The sequence below is a fragment of the Oceanobacillus polygoni genome (genome assembly GCF_008304605.1).
Lineage (GTDB): Bacteria > Bacillota > Bacilli > Bacillales > Amphibacillaceae > Oceanobacillus > Oceanobacillus polygoni.
This window is the reverse complement of the sequence record NZ_PIJY01000023.1, coordinates 20,796-38,581: the sequence shown is the minus strand read 5'-3', so window position 1 is coordinate 38,581 and position 17,786 is coordinate 20,796. Positions and strand designations below refer to the sequence as shown.

Annotated in this window: 17 protein-coding genes; all 17 read right to left on the bottom strand. The window is 41.0% G+C overall.

Translation table 11 applies throughout. The features are described from left to right. Position 1: 1 nt before the first annotated feature. Positions 2-202 (bottom strand): 50S ribosomal protein L29, encoded by a 201-nt coding sequence (gene rpmC / locus F1560_RS08640; protein ID WP_087975050.1) that lies wholly within the window; start codon positions 200-202, stop codon positions 2-4. Continuing rightward, the gene (rplP, locus tag F1560_RS08635; RefSeq protein ID WP_026680240.1) at positions 192-626 is read right to left on the bottom strand and encodes a 50S ribosomal protein L16; all 435 of its coding nucleotides are present in this window, start codon (positions 624-626) and stop codon (positions 192-194) included. The genes rpmC and rplP overlap by 11 nt, the downstream gene beginning before the upstream one ends. Before the next feature lie 23 nt (positions 627-649). Further along, positions 650-1,288 carry a 30S ribosomal protein S3 gene (rpsC, locus tag F1560_RS08630; RefSeq protein WP_095313542.1) on the bottom strand — a complete coding sequence of 213 codons (639 nt, stop codon included), beginning with the start codon at positions 1,286-1,288 and terminating at the stop codon, positions 650-652. Between the two features lie 3 nt (positions 1,289-1,291). Further along, positions 1,292-1,633, bottom strand: a complete 342-nt coding sequence (rplV, locus tag F1560_RS08625; protein WP_149474234.1) for a 50S ribosomal protein L22 — start codon at positions 1,631-1,633, stop codon at positions 1,292-1,294. A gap of 21 nt (positions 1,634-1,654) precedes the next feature. Further along, on the bottom strand, positions 1,655-1,933 hold the full coding sequence (gene rpsS, locus F1560_RS08620; RefSeq protein ID WP_149474233.1) for a 30S ribosomal protein S19: 279 nt from the start codon (positions 1,931-1,933) through the stop codon (positions 1,655-1,657). Between the two features lie 57 nt (positions 1,934-1,990). Then, entirely contained in the window at positions 1,991-2,821 is an 831-nt protein-coding gene (rplB, locus tag F1560_RS08615; RefSeq protein WP_149474232.1) for a 50S ribosomal protein L2, read from the bottom strand. Positions 2,822-2,850: 29 nt separating this feature from the next. Next, a complete protein-coding gene (gene rplW, locus F1560_RS08610) occupies positions 2,851-3,138 on the bottom strand; it encodes a 50S ribosomal protein L23 (protein WP_149474231.1) in 288 nt (95 codons plus the stop codon). Next, positions 3,138-3,761, bottom strand: a complete 624-nt coding sequence (gene rplD, locus F1560_RS08605) for a 50S ribosomal protein L4 (RefSeq protein WP_149474230.1) — start codon at positions 3,759-3,761, stop codon at positions 3,138-3,140. The genes rplW and rplD overlap by 1 nt, the downstream gene beginning before the upstream one ends. A 26-nt stretch (positions 3,762-3,787) precedes the next feature. Continuing rightward, positions 3,788-4,420 (bottom strand): 50S ribosomal protein L3, encoded by a 633-nt coding sequence (gene rplC, locus F1560_RS08600; RefSeq protein ID WP_149474229.1) that lies wholly within the window; start codon positions 4,418-4,420, stop codon positions 3,788-3,790. 29 nt (positions 4,421-4,449) lie between these two features. Beyond that, positions 4,450-4,758 carry a 30S ribosomal protein S10 gene (rpsJ, locus tag F1560_RS08595; RefSeq protein WP_095313553.1) on the bottom strand — a complete coding sequence of 103 codons (309 nt, stop codon included), beginning with the start codon at positions 4,756-4,758 and terminating at the stop codon, positions 4,450-4,452. A gap of 707 nt (positions 4,759-5,465) precedes the next feature. Continuing rightward, entirely contained in the window at positions 5,466-6,653 is a 1,188-nt protein-coding gene (gene tuf, locus F1560_RS08590) for an elongation factor Tu (RefSeq protein WP_149474228.1), read from the bottom strand. Between the two features lie 126 nt (positions 6,654-6,779). Beyond that, positions 6,780-8,858 (bottom strand): elongation factor G, encoded by a 2,079-nt coding sequence (fusA, locus tag F1560_RS08585; protein ID WP_149474227.1) that lies wholly within the window; start codon positions 8,856-8,858, stop codon positions 6,780-6,782. Between the two features lie 42 nt (positions 8,859-8,900). After that, positions 8,901-9,371 carry a 30S ribosomal protein S7 gene (gene rpsG, locus F1560_RS08580; RefSeq protein ID WP_149474226.1) on the bottom strand — a complete coding sequence of 157 codons (471 nt, stop codon included), beginning with the start codon at positions 9,369-9,371 and terminating at the stop codon, positions 8,901-8,903. Between the two features lie 38 nt (positions 9,372-9,409). After that, positions 9,410-9,829: a 30S ribosomal protein S12 gene (gene rpsL / locus F1560_RS08575; protein WP_095313564.1), complete on the bottom strand. Its 420-nt coding sequence runs from the start codon at positions 9,827-9,829 to the stop codon at positions 9,410-9,412. Positions 9,830-9,973: 144 nt separating this feature from the next. Further along, positions 9,974-10,225, bottom strand: coding sequence for a 50S ribosomal protein L7ae-like protein (locus F1560_RS08570; RefSeq protein ID WP_149474225.1), 252 nt, complete (start codon positions 10,223-10,225; stop codon positions 9,974-9,976). 197 nt (positions 10,226-10,422) lie between these two features. Further along, entirely contained in the window at positions 10,423-14,031 is a 3,609-nt protein-coding gene (gene rpoC, locus F1560_RS08565; protein ID WP_149474224.1) for a DNA-directed RNA polymerase subunit beta', read from the bottom strand. A 122-nt stretch (positions 14,032-14,153) separates the two neighbouring features. Next, on the bottom strand, positions 14,154-17,690 hold the full coding sequence (rpoB, locus tag F1560_RS08560; protein WP_149474223.1) for a DNA-directed RNA polymerase subunit beta: 3,537 nt from the start codon (positions 17,688-17,690) through the stop codon (positions 14,154-14,156). Between the last annotated feature and the right edge of the window lie 96 nt (positions 17,691-17,786).

Here is a 17,786-nt window from a genome sequence, read left to right as displayed (position 1 = left end):
ATCAGTTATTTACGCTTAATTCACGTTGACGTACTACAGTTTTCATACGTGCGATTGCTTTACGTACCTCACGGATACGTGCAGTGTTTTCCAACTGACCTGTAGCAAGTTGGAAACGCAAATTAAATAGTTCTTCTTTTAATGATTTAACTTTTTGTTCAATTTCGGCAGTGGTTAGATCTCTTATTTCATTAGCCTTCATTGCTTTCACCACCAATTTCTTCACGTTTTACAAATTTAGTTTTAATCGGCAGTTTGTGAGAAGCAAGTCTTAATGCTTCACGAGCAACTTCTTCTGATACACCTGCGATTTCAAACATAATTTTTCCTGGTTTAACTACTGCTACCCATCCTTCAGGAGCACCTTTACCGGAACCCATTCGAACTTCAAGCGGTTTTGCAGTATATGGTTTGTCTGGGAAAATCTTAATCCAAACTTTACCACCACGTTTCATGTAACGAGTCATTGCAATACGAGCTGCCTCGATTTGACGGCTTGTAATCCAAGAAGCCTCTGTCGCTTGTAAACCAAACTCACCAAAAGCAACTGTTGTGCCGCCTTTTGCTTGGCCTCTCATTTTACCACGATGTTGTCTACGATATTTAACACGTTTAGGCATTAACATAGTAATGAGTACCCTCCCTTATTTTACTTGTTTTTTGTTGGAAGGACTTCTCCACGATAGATCCACACTTTAACACCTAATTTACCATAAGTTGTATCAGCTTCTGCTGTACCATAATCAATATCAGCACGCAAAGTGTGTAGTGGTACTGTTCCTTCGTTATAATGTTCCGCACGAGCGATATCTGCTCCACCAAGACGGCCGGAAACTTGTGTTTTAATTCCTTTTGCTCCTCCACGCATTGCACGTTGAATTGCTTGCTTTTGAGCACGACGGAATGAAATACGGTTTTCTAATTGACGAGCAATGTTGTCTGCAACCAATTTAGCGTTAAGATCAACTTTCTTGATTTCAACGATATTGATATGAACTCTTTTACCTGTCAAGCTATTTAATGATTTACGTAGAGCTTCAACTTCTGAACCGCCTTTACCAATAACCATACCTGGTTTACCAGTATGAATTGTAATGTTTACACGGTTAGCTGCACGTTCGATTTCGATAGAAGAAACAGCAGCTGTGCTTAAGCGGTTTTCAAGATATTCTCTGATTTTAATATCTTCATGTAGTAAGTCTGCATAGTCTTTACCAGCATACCACTTTGACTCCCAGTCTTTAATGATACCTACGCGAAGACCTGTTGGATTCACTTTTTGACCCACTGACTATCCCTCCTTCTTTTCAGTTACCACAACTGTAATGTGGCTTGTGCGTTTGTTAATTTTACTTGCGCGTCCTTGTGCACGTGGACGGAAACGTTTCAATGTAGCACCTTCATTTACGAATGCTTCAGAAATCACTAGATTGTCTGTGTCCATTTCATAGTTGTGTTCTGCGTTTGCTACTGCAGACTTTAGAACCTTCTCTACTACTGGTGAAGCACCGCGTTGTGTGTGGCGTAGAATCGCAATTGCTTCGCCAACATTTTTTCCTCGAATTAGATCTATTACTAGACGAACTTTACGAGGAGCAATACGAACTGATTTCGCAACGGCTTTAACTTGCATGCCTTAGTACCTCCTCTCTTATTAACGTCTTGTTTTCTTATCGTCGGCAGCGTGTCCTCTATACGTACGAGTTGGCGCGAATTCACCTAATTTATGTCCGACCATATCTTCTGTAATATAAACTGGTACATGTTTACGTCCGTCATAAACAGCAATTGTGTGACCGATAAATGTAGGGAAAATTGTAGAACGACGTGACCAAGTTTTTACAACCTGCTTCTTGTCACCTTCGTTTAGGCTATCAATCTTCTTCAATAGATGGTCATCTGCAAAAGGTCCTTTTTTCAAGCTACGACCCATGAATAAACCTCCTTCCAGAGTTGCAGACGGGCAATAGTTCCCGTCCTTACTTTACGTTTATTTTTTACGTTTACGAACAATATACTTATCAGATGGTTTGTTACGTTTACGCGTTTTGTAACCAAGTGTCGGTTTACCCCATGGTGACATTGGTGACTTACGTCCGATTGGTGCGCGTCCTTCACCACCACCGTGTGGGTGATCGTTAGGGTTCATTACAGATCCACGAACAGTTGGGCGGATACCTTTCCAACGTGAACGACCTGCTTTACCAACACGAACTAGTTCATGTTCAATGTTTCCAACTTGACCAATAGATGCACGGCAAGTAGTAAGAATTAAACGAACTTCACCCGAAGCCAAACGTACAAGTGTGTACTTTTCTTCACGTCCTAGAATTTGAGCTTCCGCTCCAGCTGAACGAGCGATTTGTCCACCGCGTCCTGGCTTCAATTCGATGTTGTGAATAACTGTACCTACTGGAATGTTTGCAAGTGGAAGTGCATTACCAACTTTGATGTCTGCATCTACACCTGATTCAATTACTTGACCTACTTTAAGTCCTTTTGGAGCTAAAATATAACGCTTTTCTCCATCTGCGTAATGGATAAGAGCAATATTAGCTGTACGGTTTGGATCATATTCGATTGTAGCAACGCGTCCTGGTATACCATCTTTATCGCGTTTGAAATCGATAATACGGTATTGACGCTTATGACCGCCACCTTGATGACGAACAGTTAACTTACCTTGGTTATTACGACCACCACGTTTGCTTAGCGGTGCTAACAAGGATTTTTCTGGAGTATCCGTAGTAATCTCTGCAAAGTCTAGCACAGACATATTACGTCTACCATTTGAGGTTGGTCTGAATTTTTTAATCGCCATCTTTTTCCCTCCTTCACGATATTTTTAGATTAAGCTTCAAAGAAGTCCAGTTCTTTACTGTCTTCTGTAAGCTGAACGATAGCTTTCTTGCGATCTGAGCGATACCCACCGTAACGACCCATCCGCTTGAACTTACCTTTAACATTCATTGTGTTAACTTTTTCTACTTTGACACCAAAGATAACTTCAACTGCATCTTTGATTTCTGTTTTGTTTGCTTTCGGGGATACTTCAAACGTATATTTTTTCTCTGCCATCAAATCAGCGGAATTCTCTGTAATGACAGGGCGTTTAATTATATCGCGTACGTCTTTCATTATGCAAGCACCTCCCCTGCTTTTTCAGCTGCATCCTTTGTAATGATCAGCTTGTCATGCGCAAGCAAGTCGAGTACATTGATTTCATCAACAGTCAATACCTTTACAGATTGAAGGTTGTTAGCAGAACGAATTACTGTTTCGTCTGTTTCAGCAGTCACGATCAATGCTTTTGCATTCACGCTTAGCGCATCTAGCATTTTAATAACTTCTTTTGTTTTTGGAGCATCAATAGCAATGCTATCCAAAACAACTAAGTTATCTTCTTTTACTTTAGAAGACAATGCAGATTTAAGTGCTAAACGACGTACTTTCTTTGGTAATTTATAGCTATAGCTGCGTGGAGTTGGTCCGAAAACAACACCGCCGCCAACCCATTGTGGTGAACGAATGGATCCTTGACGCGCACGACCAGTTCCTTTTTGACGCCATGGTTTACGACCACCGCCGCGTACTTCAGAACGATTTTTAACCGCATGTGTACCTTGACGCATAGATGCGCGTTGCATCACTACCGCCTCGTGTAATACATGTGTGTTTGGCTCAATACCGAATACGGAATCGTTTAATTCGATTTCTCCAGCATTACTTCCATCTTGTTTTAAAAGTGCTACTTTAGGCATGACATATCCTCCCTTCGTTTGTGTGATTAGTTACCTTTTAATGCACTTGTGATTTTCACATATGATTTCTTTGCACCAGGTACGTTACCTTTAATTAATAGTAGATTACGTTCTGTATCTACACTTACTACTTCTAGGTTTTGGATTGTGATTTGCTCAGAACCCATTTGTCCTGGTAATTTTTTACCTTTGAATACACGTGCTGGATAAGCTGCCGCACCCATAGAACCTGAAGATCTGTGGAAATGCGATCCGTGACCCATTGGTCCACGACTTTGTCCGTGACGTTTGATTGAACCTTGAAATCCTTTACCTTTGGAAGTTCCAGTTACATCAATCTTGTCTCCAGCTTGGAAAACTTCAACGCTAATTTCTTGACCTACTTCGTACTCATCAAGATTTGCGTTACGGATTTCACGAACGTAGCGCTTAGGGGCTGTGCTTGCTTTTTCAGCATGACCTTTTTCCGCTTTATTCGTACGTGATTCCTTTTTATCAGCAAAACCGATTTGTAATGCTTCGTAACCATCATTTTCTAATGTTCTCTTTTGCAAAACTACGTTGGGCTCAGCCTGTATTACTGTTACTGGAACTAATTCTCCGTTTTCAGAAAAAAGCTGAGTCATGCCGATTTTACGACCTAAGATTCCTTTCGTCATCCGTTACACCTCCTATATTAAACACGTTTTTATAATTTGATTTCAATGTCCACACCAGATGGTAAGTCAAGACGCATTAATGCATCAACTGTTTTTGGTGTTGGCTCAACAATATCGATCAAGCGCTTATGTGTACGCATTTCGAATTGTTCACGAGAATCTTTATACTTGTGCACCGCACGAAGTACAGTATAGATTGATTTCTCTGTAGGTAATGGAATCGGACCAGACACTTTAGCACCTGAACGTTTCGCAGTATCTACAATTTTTTCAGCAGATTGATCTAAAATACGGTGATCATATGCTTTTAAACGAATTCTGATTTTCTCTTTTGCCATTATTTTCCCTCCTTTTTCGCCCATATTATTATAGACATTCTCCGCGAAAATTTCTTAGCACTCCGCCATGGCAAAGGGGCCGGGTGTGCCAACAACCTTTCACATCATCGCCTTGTGACCAACATTAATAGTATACTAAAAATGTCTAGTCATTGCAACAACTATTTTTTCACAGTCGTTTACGCATTTCTATATTATACATAGGTGATACTGTTATTGCAAGTGATTCATGAAAGTTTTTCGTGATAATAACCACATACCTTTTTTCGATCTAATTGATAACTAGGTTTAGAAGAAGATAGGAAGGTTTAGATTTATTACTACATTGCTATTTGAAAGAACTGCGAACTAATGATTAATTGCTTAATCTGAGCAATTATCACCGTCCGGGACCGCTTCGGGCGGATGGTTTCCGCGGTACGGCTTCAGCTTCTCTGGACTGGTTAAAGCACGGAAGAAACCCTTTCTAATTCAATAAACGATATTAGTAATAGACAGTGAGTCAACTCTAGCGTAGGAAGCTCTCAAGTCACCCACGAAAGGCAAATGTGCTTCTGGAACAGCTAAATACTCTTCAAGCATAATTCCACATTAAGCCGCAGTTTATACCCTTAGCGTTTTAGTGCAACGACAAGATGAAGACAATTTCTAGAACATATAAAAAACAGGCAACGTCGTCACGTTACCTGTTTTTATAGAAAATCCAATTATTTTTGGATAGTAGATACAACACCTGAACCTACTGTACGTCCACCTTCACGAATTGAGAAACGAGTTCCTTCTTCGATAGCGATTGGCGAAATTAGTTCAACTGTCATTTCGATGTTATCGCCAGGCATTACCATTTCAACGCCTTCTGGAAGTTGGATAACTCCAGTTACGTCAGTTGTACGGAAGTAGAACTGTGGGCGATAGTTTGAGAAGAATGGAGTATGACGTCCACCTTCTTCTTTTGATAATACATAAACTTCAGATTTGAAGTTTGTGTGTGGTGTAATTGTACCTGGTTTAGCAAGTACTTGACCACGGTTAATATCATCACGAGATACACCACGAAGTAGCGCACCAATGTTGTCACCAGCTTCAGCATAGTCAAGAAGCTTACGGAACATTTCAACACCTGTTACAGTTGTTTTACCTGGCTCTTCAGCAAGACCGATGATTTCAACTTCATCTCCAACTTTAACTTCTCCACGCTCAACACGACCAGTTGCAACTGTTCCACGACCAGTGATTGAGAATACATCCTCAACTGGCATCATGAAAGGTTTTTCTTTGTCACGTTCTGGAGTTGGGATATACTCATCAACTGCAGCCATTAATTCAAGAATTTTTTCTTCGTATTCTGCATCGCCTTCTAGAGCTTTAAGTGCAGAACCTTTAATTACTGGTACATCATCACCAGGGAAATCGTACTCAGTTAATAGATCACGAACTTCCATTTCTACTAATTCAAGAAGTTCTTCGTCATCTACCATATCTGTTTTGTTAAGGAATACTACGAAAGCAGGTACCCCAACGTTACGAGATAGAAGGATGTGCTCACGAGTTTGTGGCATTGGACCATCAGCAGCAGATACTACAAGGATAGCTCCGTCCATTTGAGCAGCACCAGTGATCATGTTTTTAACATAGTCAGCGTGACCTGGGCAGTCAACGTGTGCATAGTGACGAGTTTCAGTTTCATATTCTACGTGAGAAGTTGAAATTGTGATACCACGCTCTCTTTCTTCTGGTGCACCATCAATTTGGTCATAGCCACGTGCTTCTCCACCACCGTGTTTTGCAAGTACAGTTGTGATTGCAGCTGTTAATGTAGTTTTACCATGGTCAACGTGTCCTAAAGTCCCAACGTTAACGTGACTTTTGGAGCGATCGAATTTTTCTTTAGCCATTTATAGTTCCTCCTTTAAATAAATAAAAGTGTTTTTTTAATTATATTTTCAACTAAGAAATAACAACTTCCGTTATTCCTTAGCCTTTATATTAATTGTTATACGTTAGATTAAGGAAAAAATCAATTAATTGCCTGCGTTTTTCGCGATAATTTCCTCAGAAACGCTTTTCGGCACTTCTTCATAGTGGTCGAATGTCATTGTGTATGTTCCACGACCTTGTGTATTAGAACGTAAAGCAGTTGCGTAACCAAACATTTCTGCTAATGGTACGAAACCTTTAACAAGCTGTGCGTTACCGCGAGCTTCCATACCTTCAATACGTCCACGACGTGATGTAACATCACCCATGATGTCTCCCATGTATTCTTCTGGAATCACGATTTCAACACGCATCATTGGTTCAAGAAGTACAGGGTTACATTTGTTTTTCGCCGCTTTCAATGCCATTGATGCAGCTACTTTAAATGCCATCTCGTTCGAGTCAACATCGTGATAGCTTCCATCATATAATGTCGCTTTAATGTCGATTAATTGATAACCAGCTAACACTCCATTGGCCAAGGCTTCTGTTACACCTTGCTCAACTGCAGGAATGTATTCACGTGGTACAACCCCACCGACAACTTTGTTTACAAATTCAAATCCAGCGCCCTCTTCATTAGGCTCGAATTTAATCCAAACGTGACCAAACTGTCCGCGTCCACCAGACTGACGTACAAATTTACCTTCAACCTCAGCAGCCGAACGGAATGTTTCGCGGTATGCAACTTGTGGCGCGCCTACGTTTGCTTCTACTTTAAACTCACGTTTCATACGATCTACAATAATATCAAGGTGAAGCTCACCCATACCAGATATAATTGTTTGACCAGTTTCAACATTTGTTTCAGTTTTAAATGTTGGATCTTCTTCAGCTAATTTACCTAGAGCAGTACCCATTTTATCTTGGTCAGCTTTTGTTTTTGGTTCAATAGCAACCGAGATAACTGGTTCTGGGAACTCCATAGATTCCAAAATAACTAGATCTTTTTCGTCACATAAAGTATCCCCAGTAGAAGTATCCTTCAACCCAACTGCTGCAGCGATTTCACCAGAATATGCAATAGAAATCTCTTCACGGGAGTTAGCATGCATTTGCAGAATACGTCCCACACGCTCACGCTTATCCTTAACAGAGTTCTTTACATATGAACCGGATTTTAACGTTCCAGAGTATACGCGGAAGAAAGTTAACTTCCCAACGAATGGATCTGTCATAACTTTAAAAGCTAAAGCAGAGAATGGTGCGTCATCAGATGATGGACGAGTTACCTTTTCTTCTGTTCCAGGTACAATACCTTCGATCGCAGCCACATCTGTTGGAGCGGGAAGATAATCAAGTACACCATCAAGCATTAACTGAACACCTTTGTTTTTAAATGCTGAACCACAGAACACTGGGTAGAATTCAACGTTTAATGTTGCTTGACGAATAGCTACTTTTAATTCCTCTTTAGAGATTTCTTCTCCTTCAAGGTATTTCATCATCAGATCTTCGTCTGTTTCAGCAACAGCTTCGATTAAGTTTCCACGTAATTCTTTAGCTTGCTCTAACAATTCAGCAGGAATCTCACTTGACTCAGAAAGTGTACCTAAATCATCTTTGTAAGAGTAAGCTTCCATAGTGATTAAATCGATAATACCAGTGAATTGATCTTCAGCGCCAATTGGCATCTGAACTGGATGTGCATTAGCACCCAAGCGCTCTCTTAAAGTACCAGTAGAATACAAGAAGTCTGCACCTGTTTTATCCATTTTGTTAATGAAAACGATACGTGGTACACCGTATGTTGTAGCTTGGCGCCATACCGTTTCTGTTTGTGGTTCTACACCTGATTGTGCATCAAGAACTGTAACAGCTCCATCAAGTACACGCAATGAACGCTCAACTTCAACTGTGAAGTCTACGTGTCCTGGTGTATCAATAATGTTGATACGGTGTTCTTTCCAAGCAGCAGTTGTTGCAGCAGAAGTAATTGTGATACCACGCTCTTGCTCTTGCTCCATCCAGTCCATTTGCGAAGCACCTTCGTGTGTTTCACCAATCTTGTGAATACGTCCTGTATAGAAAAGAATACGCTCTGTAGTAGTGGTTTTACCTGCATCAATGTGCGCCATAATACCAATATTACGCGTCTTTTCCAAGGAGAACTCTCTAGCCATGTATTCTTCTCCTTCCTCTTAAAAGCTTTTGTTAGAATTGTATTACCAACGGTAGTGAGCGAATGCTTTGTTCGCTTCTGCCATTTTATGCATTTCTTCACGTCTCTTAACAGCAGCTCCTGTATTGTTAGAAGCATCCAAGATTTCATTAGCAAGACGATCTTCCATCGTTTTCTCTCCACGTAGACGTGAATAGTTAACGATGTAACGTAATCCTAATGCCTGGCGACGCTCTGGGCGAACCTCAACTGGTACTTGGTAGTTAGAACCACCAACACGGCGGGCACGAACTTCAAGTACAGGCATTACGTTTTTCATAGCTTGCTCAAAAACTTCCATTGCGTTTTGGCCGCTTCTTTCAGCAACAAGTTCAAACGCATTATAAAGGATTTTTTGTGCTTTCCCACGTTTACCATCAATCATAATTTGATTGATTAAACGAGTTACTAATTTTGAATTATAAAGCGGATCTGGCAATACATCACGTTTTGGCACTGGTCCTTTACGAGGCATATTAGTATCCTCCTTTCCTATCTATGTTAGATTAAAACTTACTTTTTCTCTTTTGGTCTTTTCGTACCGTATTTAGAACGTCCTTGCATACGTCCTTCTACTCCTGCAGTGTCAAGTGCACCACGAACGATGTGGTAACGTACCCCTGGTAAATCTTTTACACGACCACCACGGATTAGTACAACACTATGCTCTTGTAGGTTGTGTCCGATACCTGGGATATATGCAGTTACTTCCATGTTGTTTGACAAACGAACACGTGCATATTTACGAAGTGCAGAGTTCGGTTTCTTTGGAGTTAACGTACCAACACGTGTACAAACACCACGTTTTTGTGGAGAACTTTGATCAGTAAGTCTCTTCTTGAAGCTATTGTACCCTTTGTTAAGTGCTGGTGAATCAGATTTCTTTACTTTGCTAACGCGTCCTTTACGAACTAGCTGGTTAATAGTAGGCATTATTTATGTCCTCCCTTCCTTATTTAATTATTTAATTAAAATCAGCAATCAGATCTTACTGAACACCGATTGTAATACCACACATCCAGGTGGTTCATATTTGGGTAAAAAATAAGATTTTAGCTTTTTTGTTCGCTAAAATAGTTATTTCCTTAACGCCACAGCTGCTGCGCCCACTTTAATGCCACAAGCGACACCAAGCTTCTTCATGGAATCCACATGCTGATATGGTATATCTTGTTCAATTGCCAAACTGACTACTTCTTGTGTTAATTGCTTGTCAGCATCTTCAGCAATGTACACTTCACTTACTTCACCATTCTTCATGGCTTTCAGTGTCTGCTTTTTTCCAACGATTATACGTGATTGAGCTTTCGTCACTTTTTCATAAGACATTTTGCTATCCTCCAAAGTAACAAGTATAACGGGAGCACCTTGAATATAGTACCATTCTCGTTTTTTAATGTCAACATATAAATGGCTATATTTTTTGGTGTTCCCGATTTTTTTACTTGTTTAGCTTCTTCCTAACCTCTACTCACGAACGGAGTAGAATTCAAAGAATCATCACGTTCATTACAAAACAGATACCATTATTGAACTGTTTCTGTTTCTTCTTCAACTTCTTCCTGCTCTGGTCGATCCATTTCTGATTTAATGCTACGGTATTGTTGCATTCCAGTACCTGCAGGAACAAGTTTCCCGATAATAACATTTTCTTTCAGACCGAGTAGCTCATCTCGTTTTCCTTTAATTGCTGCATCGGTAAGAACTCGAGTTGTTTCTTGGAACGATGCCGCGGAAAGGAATGAATCTGTTTCAAGAGATGCTTTTGTGATACCTAGTAATACCGGTCGACCTGTTGCAGGTTCCCTGCCATCGTTAAGCACCGTATGGTTCGCTTCCTTGAACTGGTGCAGCTCTAGCAATGATCCTGGTAATACGTCTGTATCACCTGCAGAGTTCACACGAACTTTACGAAGCATTTGACGAACCATTACTTCTACGTGTTTATCCCCAATTTCTACCCCTTGCATACGGTAAACGCGTTGAACTTCGCGAAGCAAGTAATCTTGAACGCCGTCTACACCTTTTATGCGAAGTAGCTCTTTAGGGTCAACAGAACCTTCTGTCAGCTCTTGCCCGGCCACAACTGCATCTCCAATAGCAACCTTCATACGAGCATTGTACGGAACTGCATAAGAACGCTGTTCAACAGAACCTTGGATAACTACCTCTTGCTTATCTTTGACTTCTTTAAACTCTTGAACAGTACCATCAATTTCGGTAATAACTGCTTGCCCTTTTGGATTACGCGCTTCGAACAACTCCTGAATACGCGGTAAACCTTGTGTAATATCGTCTCCTGCAACACCACCAGTGTGGAATGTACGCATTGTAAGCTGTGTACCAGGCTCACCAATCGATTGAGCTGCAATAATACCTACAGCTTCTCCTACTTCTACATCAGCACCTGTTGCTAGGTTACGGCCATAACATTTCTGACATACGCCGTGTTTCGTATTACATGTAAAGGCAGTTCGAATCGTTACCTCTTCAATATTGGCTTCTACAATTGCTTTCGCTTGGTCTTCTGTAATTAATTCGTTCTTCCCAACGATAAACTCTCCAGTTTCTGGATGTTTTACATTCATGAAAGCAGTTCGGCCGATTAAACGGTCGATCAACGGTTCAATGACTTCAGATCCATCAACTAACGCGGCTACAGTTAAGCCACGATCTGTTCCACAGTCTGCTTCACGGATAATTACATCCTGCGCTACATCAACAAGACGTCTTGTTAGGTAACCAGAATCGGCAGTTTTCAGTGCCGTATCCGCAAGTCCTTTACGCGCACCGTGTGTTGAAATAAAGTACTCAAGTACTGTTAAACCTTCGCGGAAACTTGATTTAATCGGGATCTCAATGATTCGTCCACCTGGGTCGGCCATGAGTCCACGCATTCCAGCAAGCTGTGTAAAGTTAGATGCGTTACCCCTCGCTCCTGAATCACTCATCATAAAGATTGGATTTCGATTGCTTAATGAGCCCATCAATTTGTCTTGAATAACATCTTTAGCTTTAGACCAAATCGAAATCACTCGATCGTAACGCTCTTCCTCGGTAATTAAACCACGACGGAATTGCTTCAAGACTTTATCTACTTTTATTTGTGCTTCGTCCAGGATTTCCTCTTTTTCAGCTAATACAACGATATCCGAAATACCAACAGTCATACCAGCTTTTGTCGAATAGCTAAATCCAAGATCTTTCATCCGGTCAAGCATTTTTGATGTTTCCGTAATTTTATAACGTTTAAATACTTCTGCGATAATATCGCCTAGGAAGCCTTTTTTAAACGGTTTAACTTCTTCACGTTTTTTAATTTCTTCTTTAATATTAGCGCCGCGCTCTACAAAATAATGTTCCGGAGTTCTTACCTCTAGATTCATTTTGGTCGGCTCATTAATATACGGGAAAGATTCTGGCAAGATTTCATTGAATATCAACTTACCAACTGTCGTCAGCATTATTTGGTTGTTTTGCTCCTCGGTAAATGTCTTGTTGTGAAGACTGGAGGCATCTACACCAACGCGTGTATGCAAATGAACATAGCCGTTTTGATAGGCAATAAATGCTTCGTTCGCGTCTTTAAAGATACTTCCTTCACCGACTGCATCTTCACGCTCCAACGTTAGGTAGTAGTTCCCCAATACCATATCCTGTGAAGGTGTTACAACTGGTTTTCCATCTTTCGGGTTCAAGATATTCTGAGCAGCAAGCATTAAAATACGAGCTTCTGCTTGTGCCTCTGCTGATAATGGAACGTGAACAGCCATTTGGTCACCATCGAAGTCAGCGTTATAAGCTGTACATACCAATGGATGCAAACGTATTGCGCGTCCATCTACCAATGTCGGTTCAAACGCTTGAATACCTAGTCTATGCAATGTTGGTGCACGGTTAAGCAGAACCGGATGCTCTTTGATCACATCTTCTAATACATCCCATACATCCGGATGTACACGTTCAATTTTACGCTTTGCAGACTTAATATTATGCGCAAGCCCTCGTTCTACGAGTTCTTTCATAATAAATGGTTTGAAAAGCTCTAATGCCATCTCTCTAGGTAATCCACACTGATACATTTTTAAGTTCGGTCCTACAACGATTACGGAACGTCCTGAATAATCCACACGTTTTCCTAGTAAGTTTTGACGGAAGCGACCTTGCTTCCCTTTTAGCATGTGAGATAGTGATTTCAATGGACGGTTTCCTGGTCCTGTAACCGGACGACCACGACGACCATTATCGATTAATGCATCAACCGCTTCTTGAAGCATACGTTTTTCGTTTTGTACGATAATACTTGGTGCTCCAAGATCTAATAAACGTTTCAAACGATTGTTACGATTAATTACACGACGATACAGATCATTCAAGTCGGAAGTGGCAAAACGTCCACCATCCAACTGTACCATCGGGCGAATTTCTGGTGGTATAACTGGAAGAACATCTAATACCATCCAGCTCGTATCATTACCAGAATGACGGAATGCTTCCATCACTTCTAAACGTTTGATTGCTCGTGTTCTTCGTTGACCTTGTGCCGATTTTAGTTCTTCTCTCAAAGCATCTACTTCTTTTTCAAGGTCAATATCCTGAAGGAGCTTACGAATCGCTTCTGCGCCCATTTGCGCTTTAAACGTATTGCCATACTTATCGTAATAAGCACGGTATTCTTTTTCCGATAATAACTGCTTTTTCTCCAAAGGAGTACCGCCCGGATCTGTAACGATATACGCAGCGAAATAAATAACCTCTTCCAACGCACGTGGAGACATGTCTAACACAAGTCCCATTCGACTTGGGATTCCTTTAAAATACCAAATATGGGATACAGGTGCCGCAAGTTCGATATGACCCATGCGTTCACGACGAACTTTCGCCTTTGTCACTTCAACTCCACAACGATCACATACTACACCTTTATAGCGCACACGTTTGTACTTTCCGCAATGACATTCCCAGTCCTTCTGCGGTCCGAAAATACGTTCACAGAACAAGCCATCTTTTTCCGGTTTTAACGTACGGTAGTTAATCGTTTCTGGTTTTTTCACTTCACCATAAGACCAAGAACGGATTTTTTCTGGTGAAGCAAGACCTATTTTCATATACTCAAAATTATTTACATCTAACAAGGGGCAATCCTCCCTTTTTAATGTGCAATTTTACCTCTGGATTCATGTAAAAATAATTATATACAACAGAATGGTTCATTGGGATCTTGAAAAGACCCCAGAACCAATTCTGTATTGTTTTATTAATTCTCTTCTACATCGATATTAAGCTTTGTTGCTGCCTGAACTTCTTCCTCTTCCAGCTCACGCATATCGATTTCTTGTTCGTCACTGGAAAGCATTTTAACATCCATTCCAAGACTTTGTAATTCCTTGATTAGAACCTTGAAGGATTCTGGTACTCCTGGCTCTGGAACATTATCGCCTTTCACAATTGCTTCGTATGTTTTCACACGTCCTACTGTATCATCCGATTTCACAGTAAGGATTTCCTGCAGTGTATACGCCGCACCGTAAGCCTCTAATGCCCAAACCTCCATCTCACCAAAACGCTGTCCACCGAATTGTGCTTTACCACCAAGTGGTTGCTGCGTTACCAATGAGTATGGTCCAGTTGAACGCGCATGAAGCTTATCATCAACCATGTGCGCAAGTTTGATCATATACATGACCCCTACAGACACACGGTTATCAAACGCCTCTCCAGTTCGACCATCATAAAGAATTGTTTTCGCATCTCTTGGCATACCAGCTTCTTCAAGTGTTTCCCAAACGTCATCTTCTGTCGCTCCATCAAATACCGGACTTGCAACATGGATACCAAGCTGTCTAGCAGCCATTCCTAAATGCAACTCAAACACTTGTCCGATGTTCATACGTGACGGAACCCCAAGTGGGTTAAGCATAATGTCGATTGGTGTACCATCTGGTAAAAACGGCATATCTTCTTCCGGTAAAATTTTGGAGATAACCCCTTTGTTACCGTGACGACCAGCCATTTTATCCCCTTCATGAATTTTACGTTTTTGTACAATATACGCACGAACTAATTGGTTAACACCTGGTGGCAGTTCGTCTCCATCTTCACGGTTGAAGATTTTAACATCCAGTACAATACCGCCTCCACCATGTGGAACGCGTAAGGACGTGTCACGTACCTCACGAGCCTTCTCACCGAAGATAGCATGTAATAACCTTTCCTCTGCGGATAATTCCGTAACCCCTTTAGGAGTTACTTTTCCAACCAGAATATCTCCATCAGTTACTTCTGCACCAACACGAATAATTCCATACTCATCCAGGTTCTTCAGTGCGTCTTCTCCAACGTTCGGGATATCTCTTGTTATTTCTTCAGGTCCAAGCTTTGTATCACGAGCTTCTGACTCGAATTCTTCAATATGGATCGATGTATATACATCGTCTTTCACGAGTCTTTCACTCATGATGATTGCATCCTCGTAGTTGTAACCTTCCCATGTCATAAATCCAACAAGAACGTTACGACCTAAAGCAAGCTCTCCATCTTCCATTGAAGGACCATCAGCAAGTACTTCACCTGTTGTTACGCGATCTCCCTCGCTAACAATTGGACGCTGATTATAGCAAGTTCCTTGGTTTGAACGTTTATATTTTTGCAGTTTGTAACGAACAACGTCACCTTGAATTTCTTTGCCGTCTACTTCAGAAATATGACGAACAACAATTTCTTTCGCTTCTACGCGTTCAACAACACCCTCACCACGACTTATCACCGCAGCTCCTGAGTCTTTCCCATTCACATACTCCATACCAGTACCAACAATCGGGGCTTCAGGCTTCATTAAAGGAACCGCCTGACGTTGCATGTTCGCTCCCATCAGCGCACGGTTAGAGTCATCGTTTTCTAAGAAAGGAATACAAGCTGTCGCAGCAGAAACTACCTGTTTTGGCGATACATCCATGTAATCGACTTTATCACGCGAAACAATGATATTATCTTCACGGAAACGAGCAATCACTTCAGTATCGACAAATTTATTATCCTCATCAAGTTTTGCGTTTGCTTGCGCCACAATATAGTTATCTTGTTCATCTGCTGTCAGGTAGTCAATTTGCATCGTTACTTCACCTGTTTCCGGATCGACACGGCGGTATGGTGATTCAATAAAGCCAAATTTATTTACCTTTGCATAGCTTGATAACGAGTTAATTAGTCCGATGTTCGGACCCTCCGGCGTTTCAATCGGACACATACGACCATAGTGGGAGTAATGAACGTCACGCACTTCAAACCCCGCACGCTCACGAGTCAAACCACCTGGTCCTAGTGCGGATAGACGACGTTTATGCGTCAATTCCCCTAATGGGTTCGTCTGATCCATAAATTGTGAAAGCTGAGAGCTTCCGAAAAACTCTTTAATTGAAGCAATTACCGGACGAATATTGATTAACTGTTGCGGCGTTACGCTTGACGTGTCCTGAATTGACATCCGCTCGCGAACAACACGCTCCATCCGGGATAGACCGATACGGAATTGGTTTTGCAATAACTCACCAACTGAACGTAGTCGGCGGTTTCCAAGATGGTCGATATCATCTGTATCTCCAACTTTGTAAAGCAAATTAAAGAAATAGCTAATAGAAGCTAAAATATCAGCTGGAGTGATATTTTTAATTTCTTTTGTTACGCCACCATTTCCAATTACAGTTAATTCTCGCTCACCACTCGGATCAGTTGGATCCATAATTTTTACGGATTGGATATTGATTTCATCTTCCAAAATGCCTTCGTTTGGTTCAAGGATCCGCTCACCAAAACGTTCTTCTTCCCTTTCTAAATAAGGGAGAATTTTATCTAGTAGTTTACGTTCAAGCCGTTCACCTTTTTCAGCTAAAACCTCCCCTGTTTCAGGGTCAACAACTGCCTCAGCCAAAATTTGATTGAACAAACGATTTTTAATGTGAAGCTTTTTATTCATTTTATAACGACCAACGTGTGCAAGGTCATAACGCTTCGGATCAAAGAAACGGGAAACTAGTAAGCTTTTCGCGTTCTCTACTGTAGGTGGTTCACCCGGACGTAAGCGCTCATAGATTTCCAATAATGCCTTTTCTGTGGTCTCTGTATTATCTTTTTCAAGTGTATTTCGTAAGTATTCATTCTCGCCTAATAAATCGACAATTTCTTGATCTGTGCCAAAGCCCAAAGCTCGCAACAATACCGTAATTGGCAATTTACGCGTACGATCAATACGGACATATGCAATGTCTTTTGCATCTGTTTCGAATTCAAGCCATGCACCACGGTTTGGAATAACCGTAGCAGCAATACCACGCTTACCATTCTTGTCGATTTTTTCATTGAAGTAGACACTAGGTGAACGTACGAGCTGTGAAACGATAACCCGTTCAGCCCCATTAATAATAAATGTACCTGTATCCGTCATAAGTGGGAAATCTCCCATAAATACTTCCTGTTCTTTCACTTCACCGGTTTCATTATTAATTAAACGAACCTTTACGCGAAGCGGAGCATTGTACGTAACATCTCTTTCCTTTGATTCATCTACAGGATACTTCGGTTCACCTAAGCTGTAATCTACAAACTCCAGTGAAAGGTTTCCTGTAAAATCTTCAATCGGAGAAATATCCTGGAACATCTCTCTTAAGCCTTCTTCGAGGAACCATTCATATGAAGCGGTTTGAATTTCGATTAAATTCGGTAATTCTAAAACTTCACTGATACGTGCATAGCTCCTACGCTGGCGGTGCCGTCCATACTGAACTAGTTGACCTGTCAACTGCTTCACCCCTTAAATCGTGTCTTTTTGCCCTTTATGACAAAAAGAGAATCATATTTAGAAAAAACAATACGAGAAAAATTGATTCCCAGTTTT

What these genes read in the sequence shown, in the direction of transcription:
- rpmC (WP_087975050.1), bottom strand. Translation starts at nt 202, where the DNA reads ATGAAGGCTAATGAAATAAGAGATCTAACCACTGCCGAAATTGAACAA.
- rplP (WP_026680240.1), bottom strand. Translation starts at nt 626, where the DNA reads ATGTTAATGCCTAAACGTGTTAAATATCGTAGACAACATCGTGGTAAA.
- rplV (WP_149474234.1), bottom strand. Translation starts at nt 1,633, where the DNA reads ATGCAAGTTAAAGCCGTTGCGAAATCAGTTCGTATTGCTCCTCGTAAA.
- rpsS (WP_149474233.1), bottom strand. Translation starts at nt 1,933, where the DNA reads ATGGGTCGTAGCTTGAAAAAAGGACCTTTTGCAGATGACCATCTATTG.
- rplB (WP_149474232.1), bottom strand. Translation starts at nt 2,821, where the DNA reads ATGGCGATTAAAAAATTCAGACCAACCTCAAATGGTAGACGTAATATG.
- rplW (WP_149474231.1), bottom strand. Translation starts at nt 3,138, where the DNA reads ATGAAAGACGTACGCGATATAATTAAACGCCCTGTCATTACAGAGAAT.
- rplD (WP_149474230.1), bottom strand. Translation starts at nt 3,761, where the DNA reads ATGCCTAAAGTAGCACTTTTAAAACAAGATGGAAGTAATGCTGGAGAA.
- rplC (WP_149474229.1), bottom strand. Translation starts at nt 4,420, where the DNA reads ATGACGAAAGGAATCTTAGGTCGTAAAATCGGCATGACTCAGCTTTTT.
- rpsJ (WP_095313553.1), bottom strand. Translation starts at nt 4,758, where the DNA reads ATGGCAAAAGAGAAAATCAGAATTCGTTTAAAAGCATATGATCACCGT.
- tuf (WP_149474228.1), bottom strand. Translation starts at nt 6,653, where the DNA reads ATGGCTAAAGAAAAATTCGATCGCTCCAAAAGTCACGTTAACGTTGGG.
- fusA (WP_149474227.1), bottom strand. Translation starts at nt 8,858, where the DNA reads ATGGCTAGAGAGTTCTCCTTGGAAAAGACGCGTAATATTGGTATTATG.
- rpsG (WP_149474226.1), bottom strand. Translation starts at nt 9,371, where the DNA reads ATGCCTCGTAAAGGACCAGTGCCAAAACGTGATGTATTGCCAGATCCG.
- rpsL (WP_095313564.1), bottom strand. Translation starts at nt 9,829, where the DNA reads ATGCCTACTATTAACCAGCTAGTTCGTAAAGGACGCGTTAGCAAAGTA.
- F1560_RS08570 (WP_149474225.1), bottom strand. Translation starts at nt 10,225, where the DNA reads ATGTCTTATGAAAAAGTGACGAAAGCTCAATCACGTATAATCGTTGGA.